The organism is Streptomyces sp. 8N706 (genome assembly GCF_052245415.1).
In the GTDB taxonomy this organism is placed as follows: domain Bacteria; phylum Actinomycetota; class Actinomycetes; order Streptomycetales; family Streptomycetaceae; genus Streptomyces.
The window spans coordinates 1-9,107 of sequence record NZ_JBQQBW010000180.1 but is presented as its reverse complement, the minus strand read 5'-3'; the positions used below and the strand labels follow the sequence as shown (position 1 = coordinate 9,107).

7 protein-coding genes and 4 pseudogenes are annotated in these 9,107 nt (G+C 68.7%); 7 read left to right on the top strand and 4 right to left on the bottom strand.

Features of this window, described 5'->3' with window-relative positions:
- A pseudogene (locus ACTWQE_RS32850) lies at window positions 1-749 on the top strand (MobF family relaxase); the annotation flags it as partial.
- Window positions 750-765: 16 nt separating this feature from the next.
- Complete coding sequence (locus ACTWQE_RS32845) at window positions 766-1,488, top strand: hypothetical protein (protein ID WP_443332743.1); 723 nt, start codon at window positions 766-768, stop codon at window positions 1,486-1,488.
- Between the two features lie 121 nt (window positions 1,489-1,609).
- Here the strand turns inward: ACTWQE_RS32845 and ACTWQE_RS32840 are convergent, their stop codons facing one another.
- Both ACTWQE_RS32840 and ACTWQE_RS32835 read right to left on the bottom strand, forming a co-directional pair.
- Window positions 1,610-2,218 (bottom strand): hypothetical protein, encoded by a 609-nt coding sequence (locus tag ACTWQE_RS32840; protein WP_443332742.1) that lies wholly within the window; start codon window positions 2,216-2,218, stop codon window positions 1,610-1,612.
- A 652-nt stretch (window positions 2,219-2,870) separates the two neighbouring features.
- Complete coding sequence (locus ACTWQE_RS32835) at window positions 2,871-3,443, bottom strand: hypothetical protein (RefSeq protein WP_443332741.1); 573 nt, start codon at window positions 3,441-3,443, stop codon at window positions 2,871-2,873.
- Window positions 3,444-3,458: 15 nt separating this feature from the next.
- Here ACTWQE_RS32835 and ACTWQE_RS32830 point away from each other — a divergent pair, with 15 nt between their 5' ends.
- The 5 genes and pseudogenes from ACTWQE_RS32830 to ACTWQE_RS32810 all read left to right on the top strand — a co-directional run bounded on the left by ACTWQE_RS32830 (window position 3,459) and on the right by ACTWQE_RS32810 (window position 7,975).
- Window positions 3,459-4,184, top strand: coding sequence for a CHAT domain-containing protein (locus tag ACTWQE_RS32830; protein ID WP_443332740.1), 726 nt, complete (start codon window positions 3,459-3,461; stop codon window positions 4,182-4,184).
- Window positions 4,185-4,429: 245 nt separating this feature from the next.
- Window positions 4,430-5,341 carry a hypothetical protein gene (locus tag ACTWQE_RS32825; RefSeq protein WP_443332739.1) on the top strand — a complete coding sequence of 304 codons (912 nt, stop codon included), beginning with the start codon at window positions 4,430-4,432 and terminating at the stop codon, window positions 5,339-5,341.
- Window positions 5,342-5,782: 441 nt separating this feature from the next.
- A pseudogene (locus ACTWQE_RS32820) lies at window positions 5,783-6,899 on the top strand (IS256 family transposase).
- 69 nt (window positions 6,900-6,968) lie between these two features.
- Window positions 6,969-7,277 (top strand): annotated as a pseudogene (locus tag ACTWQE_RS32815) (DNA/RNA non-specific endonuclease); the annotation flags it as partial.
- Window positions 7,274-7,975 (top strand): Lsr2 family DNA-binding protein, encoded by a 702-nt coding sequence (locus ACTWQE_RS32810; protein ID WP_443332738.1) that lies wholly within the window; start codon window positions 7,274-7,276, stop codon window positions 7,973-7,975. The pseudogene ACTWQE_RS32815 and the gene ACTWQE_RS32810, both read left to right, overlap by 4 nt.
- Here the strand turns inward: ACTWQE_RS32810 and ACTWQE_RS32805 are convergent.
- Together ACTWQE_RS32805 and ACTWQE_RS32800 are read right to left on the bottom strand one after the other, a co-directional pair.
- Window positions 7,972-8,424: a hypothetical protein gene (locus ACTWQE_RS32805; RefSeq protein ID WP_443332737.1), complete on the bottom strand. Its 453-nt coding sequence runs from the start codon at window positions 8,422-8,424 to the stop codon at window positions 7,972-7,974. The genes ACTWQE_RS32810 and ACTWQE_RS32805 overlap by 4 nt on opposite strands.
- 49 nt (window positions 8,425-8,473) lie before the next feature.
- Window positions 8,474-9,107 (bottom strand): annotated as a pseudogene (locus ACTWQE_RS32800) (IS256 family transposase); the annotation flags it as partial.

Sequence of the window (9,107 nt, the reverse complement as noted above, 5' to 3'; positions counted from 1 at the left end):
CCCTCGGCCACCCACCCCCCACCAGCGCACCCACCCGGCGCGCCGCCTGGGAGAACACCGCAGCCCTCGTGGAGCTCTGGCGCACCCGGCACGCCCTCACCGGCGTACCCGGCATCGGCCCCCGGCCCCAGGAGACAGACCAGCAACCCGCCTGGGACAACCTGGCCGCCCGCATCCGAGCCCTGACAGCACAACGCCGCCCCGCCCCCGATCCCGGACCCGGCGCGACGTCAGCAGTCCTCCTCGCCACCGCCCTGGCACACCTGGACACACCCCCCACCACCCTGCTCCCCGTGCACCCCGCGGTACGCGACCCCGGCGGCATCGCCCCCCTCACCTCCGCCGCGAAAGACGCCCGCCTGGCCCGGACCGCACTGGCCGCCGTCCTCGCAGGCCAGCCGCCGCCCGAACCGTGGATGGACCAGCTCACCGCCCCCGGAGAGGACGAGGACACCGAACAGCACACCTACCAGCGGCTCATCACCGCCATCACCGACTACCGCCGCCGCCACCACCGCGCCGGGACCGACCGCCTCGGCCCCCGCCCGCCCGGCACCGACGCCGAGGAATGGGACCACCTCACCGACGCCATCGACCTCTACCAACGCGCCCGCATCGAACACCGACTGGAAGACCTGCGAGCCCGCACCACAGCAGCCCGCGCCGCCGCCCTGCCCACCACCGCACCCAACGGCCAGCGCCCCGCACCCGACCCGCACCACACCAGCCACCGCCCCCCGGCCCGATAAAAGGCGGCCCAGGCCCATGCCACACCCGACCGACCCCACCACCCGGATACCGTCCGCGCTGCGGGCCCGCTGGAGCGACCTGCCACGCCTGAGCGGCCTCGCGGCACGCCGCCTGGGCCCCCCGCCCCTGCACCCCTGCACCAGGCCCACCGCATGGGGCATGTGGCTGTTCGCCCTGACCCTCCACCAGGCCGGCGGCGGCCTTCTCGCCTACGGCAGCGCCACGGCAACCGTCACCGGCCCCCGCATCACCTGGCCCCGCCGCACCGCCCAAGCAGCCCTCTTCCTCACCGGCTGCACCCTGCTCGGCTGCTGGCTGAACCTGCTCTGGACGCTCCCAGCCCTGACCGCCGCCCACCTCCCCGGCGCATCGCCCCTCGCCTACCTCACCGCCGCCATCGCCACAGCCCCGCTGCCCCTGGAGACCGCCAACCTGATGCTGCACGCCCGGCACCGCAGGGCCGTCCGGGACACGGTCCGCCACCTGCGACACCACCACGGCAGGTGGTGGGAAGCCGCGAACCTGGCCGCAGACGAGAGTGATCCGGTCTCCGCCGGACGTCTCATCCACGCCTGTCTCGCCCACGCCGACACAGCCCGCGTAGGACTTGTCGCCGCCCCGGCCACAGCCGGGCTGCACCGCACCTACCGGCGCCTGGGATTCCAACCCGGTCCCCTCGACCCCCGCGTTCTCATCCGCCACCCCCGGCCAGGGCACCCACCGGCCGCGAGCCGGTAACTGGGGTGTCGCCCACCGAGGAAGCCCGAACGCCGCGAGGTAAGAACATGCAGGGCCTTCCGCACCGGAACCCAATCACCACCAGCAAAAGCTTCGCCCAGCGCCGGCCACGGCCGCTCGGCTACGCCTCCGCGACGGCTGCTTCTGCACCCTGCTCCTCAGCAGGCCCCGCTTTAACAGGAAGGTAGAAGACCGCCCCCCGCTGCTTGCTGCGCTCTGCGCCCCCCTTGGCGACCATGGTCTCCAGGGCGGTGCGTACCGCAGTGGGGTGGAACGGGCGTTCCTTGTACGCCTCCTGGAGCGCGGCCGTCACATCGTTGACCGAGCGCGGCTCGGTCTGCGTGCCAAGGTAATTCAGCACGAGTTCGCGCATCGTGGGACCTGTGTGCTTCTTGGGCTTCGCGGGAGCCTTGGCCGCCTTCTTGCCGCCCTTGCCCGACCGGTCAGGCGCGTCCTTCGCACGCCTGGCTGTCGGCACTGACATACCCGGACCAGCCGATCCGGCGGCCGCCTTCTTCGGACGGGCGCCCCCAGAGCTCTGTTCGCTGACCAGCGCGCCCTGCATGCTCAGCAGCACTCCATGGTCCACCTGGAGAGCACTGAGCTTTGTCTGCAACTCTGCCAGCTCGGTGTTGATACGTTCCTGCTCCGCCTTGTTGCGCTCCAGATCCTCCCGCAGCTGCTGGGCGTAAAACTTCTGGACGTTGTGCTGTTCGGACGTGTCCGGCATGACATCCCGCTTTCTTCGTACCGCTGTTGGTGTCCGGATGTTACTCACTTTGGACGAGTCATCCCCGCGACTGGTGATGCACCCGCCCGTACGACACGCGGCATCGCAGGCGCCGGGCACCTGCGCTGACCTCCTTCAGCCACGCCCACCCCAGCCGGCAGCAGTGTGCTGCCCGCCACGCCGTGAGTGTCTGCCTCGCTGACACATACGTCCGCCAGGCTGGAACTCCGCCGGAAACACGACCCCAAAGGGGCACATCTGCGGGTGCCGGGAGAGCAAGCGCGGTCACGGCGGAAGCGAGACCGGGGCTGGTGCTGGCGCGCCCCGAGGTCTCGCAGCGAGCCCGTCCGGTACACCTCGTGAGGCGGGAAGGCGCACCATACGGATCCTTCAGCACAGACGCGGTCACCGGCACGGGCTCTGCGCGGAACGGGCGGCCGCAGTCGTAGGTGCTGAGCCGAGCAGAGGGCCGCCGCGGGCCGGAGACCTGCCTGCCGCTCCGTGTGTGACACTCTCCATGTCCGGCGGGCGACCCCAGTGTCCGGCCGATGCTGTCGCCCGCCGGACACCACACTCCGCCCGGACCGGGCCCCAGGCCCAGTGACCTCATTCACCTACACGCACGTGAGACCGACGCGTGAGCCGGGGGCCGTCACCTGCGCTCCCTCAACCTCAAGTCCGGGTAGTGATGGGCGGCATGGGCCAGCAGCGCATCGAGTGTCTCGCCGCCACGGAGCCTGCGCCGCACCTGCACACCATCAAGCCGCACCTCCAGCGCGGCCAGTGTGACCCCCTCCCGCAAGCACTGTGCCGCGACCGCCGCACCGTCCTTGCCCAGCGCCCGGATCCACGCCGTCAGCTCCTGCGGCCACAATCCCAGGCGCGCCCAGGCCCGCACCTGCACGGCCACATCCGACCGCCGCACCCGCGGCATTCCCTCCCGGATGGCCCGCTCCGCGACCTCCCCCAGCGTCGCCCGCGAAGGCCGAACCGGCCGCCGGCGCCCGCCCGGCGACCCCGCAGAATGCTGCGCCCTGGACTGTCCGGCCCTGCGGGCGAGGGCGGGACCGAGGTCGAGTCCCTCCCGCTCGGCGACCGCCACGGCGTCCCCGTCGGGAGTCGACATCGCTACAGGGGAGGGAACCCGGGCCGGGGGCCCTGCCGAGCGCAGGAAGTTCAGAACGGCCTGCAGCTCGGGGTCCTGGAAGCGGGGGCTGTCGGACATGGTGACCTCCTGGAGATGTGCGGACACAACGAAGGCCTCGTCCCCGGGCAGGGACGAGGCCTCGAAGAAGCGGGAATGATGGGGGTGAGGAGGCCCGGGCGAACTGGTCGACCGGGCCATGAGCCGAACGGGCCGAGGAAGACCGGAATCCCGGCCCCCTGGGAAATGAAAAGAGCCCCAGCCGCGGTCCGCGGTGGGGCTCGGCGTCCAGGACCGGAACGGGTCCTCGGCCAGGTCGTGCGCGTGCCGCATAACATAACTCGCAGACAACGCGAGCAGCGTACCGCGCGACCGGTTCACGCAGGTGGCGAACGGTCAAATACGCTCGCGCACCCACTCGACCGTCCATTTCGCCTGCCTGGCCACGGCGACCTGGACAACCCCTCAGACGGCCGTTTGATGCTCTTCGACGGCCCACTGAAGGTCACCGAGATCATCAGCCTTCGCATCGACCACGCCGAGCTGGCCTACCTCGGCGCGTGCAGCAGCGCCCGTTCGAGCCTGAACCTGCCCAACGAGGCGATCCACATCTCCTCCGCGTTCCAACTCGCCGGATACGCCAATGTCATCGCCACACTCTGGGACGTCCCGGATGTCATCGCGGCGAGCGTCGCCGAGGACTTCTACCGTGCCTTGAGGGACGGACCAGCGGTCGCCTGCCACAAGGTCGCTCACGGCCGGTACGAGGTCCTCCCCGACCAGCCCCTGCTCTGGGCGGCCTACGTCCATGCGGGGATCTGATAGTGCGGCGCCACCCCCCATCCGAGCCGCTTCAACAGACCCAGAAGCAACCATCCCAGCGCTTGCGAGCGATCTTCGCCATCAGCGTGCTTGCCGCACCGGTCCAGGTGCCCCAGAAGAGGCTCCCGCGGATCCGACACCTGGAAGCCTGGACCATGGAGAACAGGGGGAACCCGGCCGGGGCCGGCGCGTCACAGGTCCGGTACGGCCTCCACTCGTCACCGTCAGGCCCTGGGGGGAAACCCATGCGCACGAACACAACACGCACCGTCAATCTGCTCGGGACACTTGCCCTGCTCACGGCCGGAACCGGTGGCCTCGTCGGCTGCGGCAGCGAGAGGTCCGGCAGCCGCGGCGCCGATCCGGCGCCGGAGTCGGAGGACCGCGCCCGCCACGTCGCCGACGCCTGGGACGGCTCCAAGGCCGCCGAGGTGTGGAGCAAGGGCTACTACCCGATGGGGGAGGCGGTCCAACTGCCCGAGAACGCTTTCCGAAGCGCAGCCGACGAGCGCGCCTACGCCACCCAGAACTTCGTCCTGCGCGGCGAACTTCCTGCTGCCCCGCAGAAGAACGGGCAGGTGAAGTGGGAGCGCGGAGGCTCGCTCGCGCTGCCGCTGGTGGGGGCGCGGAAGGCGTACGAGACCGTGGCCCGCGGCAGCAACGACGGACCACACCTGACCGTGACCGGGGCGAAGCTGGGCGAGATGACCTTGGCCACCAGCCGTGGCCCGGCGACCGTCCCGGCCTGGCTGTTCACCCTGGAGGGCTACGACACCCCGCTCAAGCGGGTCGCCCTCAGCCCGTCGCAGCTCCCCGAGCCGCCGATCAAGCCGGCGAGGGAGATGCCCACCGATGAGCTGGCGCCGCTCGATCGGCTGGTCGAGGTGGCCGGGGACGGCCGGTCGGTCACCGTGATCGCCACCCACGGATCCTGCGATGATGGCCCCGCCGTCGACGTGCTGGAGACGAGCGGCAGCGTGGCGCTGTCCGCATCTGTCGTCGGGACGAAGGACGGTCCCTGCACCGCCGACCTACGCGTCAAGGAGATGACGGTGAAGCTGGACCGACCGGTCGGCGACCGTCTCCTCCTGGACGCGTTCACGGGCCGGCCGGTGCCGTACGGGGAGCGGAACGGGCTCTCTCCGAGCTGGAGCTAGGCCATGTCTCTGTCCGCTTCACTGGCAGCTGTTTCTGACCCGTTGATGGGAGCGATGAACCGGCCGGCTGCAAGGCTTCGAGAAGTTCCCGAAGACATCCCGGGCACCAGGACAAGGGGCATCTGGCCCTGCCCGACGACCTGGTGCCTGCCACCGCCTACCCGCCTCATGCCTGGTGGACAGGGGAGAGGTGTGGCGTCATGGTCGTGACCGTGGCATCCGCAGCAAGCGTGACCTTGCGTCCGTAGCCCGGCCAGCCCCGCCCGAGCTCGGCCATGCTCAGCGACAGACGCCCGCCGTTCGGCCGTCACCCCGCCACTTGCGGATACCTCATCACTTGGGCGTACCGCGAGGATCATGACCTGTCAGCCCTCTACGACATCACGCCTACAACCTCAGTAGCTGCGGGGGGACTGTAAGACGTTCGGTGTGCTCCCGATCATGGAGGATGCATCGATGACCAGTGAGAACGTGACCGAGGATGAGGCCGTCGAGCCGGCAGCGGCTGTGTCGGCGAAGGCCGTGGAGGACCAGCTGATTGACGAGCTGGTGGGCCGGGCCCAGGCCGGGGGCCTGCAGCTGACCGGTGAGGGCGGGCTGCTGCAGCAGCTGACCAAGCGGCTGCTGGAGTCCGCCCTCGAGGGCGAGATCACCGATCACCTCGGTTATGACAAGCATGATCCGGCGGGCAAGGACGGCGGCAACTCCCGCAACGGCAAACGTTCCAAGACCGTGCTGACCGACGTCGGACCGGTGGAGATAACCGTGCCCCGCGACCGGGAGGGCTCCTTTGAACCGAAGATCGTCAAGAAGCGGCAGAAGCGCCTGACCGGCGTCGACGAGATGGTGATCTCGCTGGCAGCGAAGGGCCTGACCACCGGCGAGGTCCAGGCCCATCTGGTGGGCCGAGGGGCGGCGGGAGATTGTGGGCCTGTGGGCCGGGGACGGCGGCGAGGGCGCCAAGCACTGGCTGCACATCCTCACCGAGATCAAGAACCGCGGTGTCAACGACGTGCTGATGCTGGTCTGCGACGGGCTCAAGGGTCTGCCCGAGGCGGTGGAGACGGTCTGGCCCCGCACGATCGTGCAGACCTGTGTGGTGCACCTGCTGCGGAACTCCTTCCGATATGCCGCCCGCCAGGACTGGGATAAGATCGCCAAGCTCCTCAAGCCCGTCTACACGGCGCCGACCGAGGAAGCCGCCGTGGAGCGGTTCGCCGAGTTCGCCAATGCCTGGGGCCGGAAGTATCCGGCGATCGTGAAGCTGCGGGAGAACGCGTGGGAGGAGTTCACGCCGTTCCTGCGGTTCGACACCGAGATCCGCCGCATCGTCTGCACCACCAACGCGATCGAGTCGGTCAACGCGCGCATCCGCCGGGCGGTCAAGGCCCGCGGTCACTTCCCGAACGAGCAGGCCGCGCTGAAGTGCGACTACATGGCCATCATGTCGCTCGATCCCACCGGCAAGGGCCAGGCCCGCTGGACCATGCGATGGAAGACCGCGCTGAACGCATTCGACATCACCTTCGACGGCCGACTCTCAGCAGCCCGTCAGTAGTCAACAACCCCAGTTACACCGCTCGTTTGACAGACTCGCTTCCTCGGAGGTGACTACAACCAGGCCCGCGGACACATGCTCGCCAGAATGCTGGGCGGATCCGGCGACACATTGGACAACCTGTTCGCTATCACGCAGAACCCAACGAACAGCCCCAGAATGCGGGACTTTGAGCAGGCGGTCTACGACGCCGTCAACGACCGCGGAGAAATCGTCACCTACAACGTCTACCTCGAGTACACCGACGACAAGAAGGACTCCGTGCCGGTCTCCATCCAGCTCGAAGCCTCCGACCGACGTGGAAACACCCTGGTGGATACGATCCTGGAAAACCCCGCACACGAGCAGCAGCAGCGACACCGCCGAGGACTCCTGTGACCAGCCTCAACGACCTCACCCGACTCTGCCCCCCACCCGCAGACACGCCCCGGGTCGACTGGACGGCCGTCGAGGCCACCCTCGGCATGCGACTGCCCAGCGACTACAAGCAACTGGCCTCGACCTACGGTCCCGGCGCCTTCTGCGATTTCATCCGCATCTACCACCCCCACGGGGCAACCCAATGGGTCGACCTCACCGGCCCCATGCCTGCCACCCTCCGCGAAGAACTCAAACAAGACCGCGACCACGGCTCACACCCCGTCCCGTACGACCCCGATGACCTCTTCGCCAACGGGGTCACCGACAACGGCAACCACCTCTTCTGGATCACCACCAGGAAGGACGAGCCCGACACGTGGCCCATTGCCGTCAACGAGGCGCGCGGCCCCGGCTGGTACACCTTCAGCGGCACCCTGACGGAATTCCTCACCACCGTCCTGACCGGCCAGACGCAGGTCCCCCTCTTCCCCCGAGGCCTCCTCAACGCAGGCGTCACCTTCACACCCTCACCGTCATCCCGCGACAACCCACCGGAACCCCCTCCCACGGGAGGAGTCATCGACACCCAGACCGTCCGCGAGTGGGCCCGAGCCAACGGCTATGACGTACCCGACCGTGGACGTGTCCCCGCAGCGGTCATCGCGGCATGGAAACAGGCCCACACCAGGGGAGACAGCCCGGACAACGCTGTCTAGGTGGGGCCTGGGCGATCGCGTAGCTCTTCAACATCCGTCCGGGCGTACCGGTCTAGCGATCCGGGCAGCATTCCTCGGCGTTCGGCGTCTACCTCGAACTTCCCGACGGGCCAGCCCAGGAATGCTGCTGCTTCCTTGGTTGTCAGGCTCTTCTCAACCCAGGCGTGGCGCTCTCGGACTGTGGTGATGATCTGTTCCTCAGGGAGGTTGTCGAGATCGCGCAGGGCGTACATGGGATGTCCCTTGAACTCACCCACCGGCTTGAGCAGGCCCTGTTCGGCCAGGGCCTGTACGTCAACGCGCTCGACATCCAGCTGCGTGCGCTGAGCTAGATGCTCGGCCGCCTTGATCGATCCAAGCCCGGGATGGTCGCCCACGGCGGCCCGGATCTCTTCGATCCGATCCGGAAGAGTGCTGGCCACGGCATGCGACCAGCGTTTGTCGTCCACATCCGGGGGCGGGTGTGTCAATTTAACGGCTGATCTTGGTTGTTGAGGTTCAGTTGTTGGCCGGGGCGAGCCGGCCCTCGAAGGCGATCTGGAATGCGTTGAGGGGTGCCTTCCAGCGCATGGTCCATCGCTTGCGACCCTTGCCGGTCGGGTCGAGGCTCATCAGTGCCATGTAGACGCACTTGAGGGCGGCGGCCTCGTTGGGGAAGTGTCCGCGGGCCCGGACGGCCTTGCGTATACGGGCGTTCACGGACTCAATCGCGTTCGTCGAGCAGATGACCTTCCGGATCTCGACGTCGAAGGAGAGGAAGGGCACGAACTCGGCCCAGGCGTTCTCCCACAGTTTGATGATCGCCGGATACTTCCGGCCCCAGGCTTCCTGGAACTCCCCGAACCGCTCCGTCGCCGCGTCTTCGCTGGGGTGCGGTGTAGACGGGCTTGAGGGCCTTGGCGACCTTGTCCCAGTCCTGGCGGGCCGCGTAACGGAAGCTGTTGCGCAGGAGGTGAACCACGCAGGTCTGGACAATCGTGCGAGGCCAGAGGGTCTCCACCGCCTCGGGCAGGCCCTTGAGGCCATCGCAGACGAGCATGAGCACATCGTCCAGGCCGCGGTTCTTCAGCTCGGTGAACACGTGCAGCCAGTACTTCGCGCCCTCACCGCCGTCGCCGGCCCAGATCCCCAG

Excerpts from the sequence above, each read along its gene's own strand:
- ACTWQE_RS32845 (WP_443332743.1), top strand. The coding sequence starts at position 766 with ATGCCACACCCGACCGACCCCACCACCCGGATACCGTCCGCGCTGCGG.
- ACTWQE_RS32840 (WP_443332742.1), bottom strand. The coding sequence starts at position 2,218 with ATGCCGGACACGTCCGAACAGCACAACGTCCAGAAGTTTTACGCCCAG.
- ACTWQE_RS32835 (WP_443332741.1), bottom strand. The coding sequence starts at position 3,443 with ATGTCCGACAGCCCCCGCTTCCAGGACCCCGAGCTGCAGGCCGTTCTG.
- ACTWQE_RS32830 (WP_443332740.1), top strand. The coding sequence starts at position 3,459 with ATGTGCGGACACAACGAAGGCCTCGTCCCCGGGCAGGGACGAGGCCTC.
- ACTWQE_RS32825 (WP_443332739.1), top strand. The coding sequence starts at position 4,430 with ATGCGCACGAACACAACACGCACCGTCAATCTGCTCGGGACACTTGCC.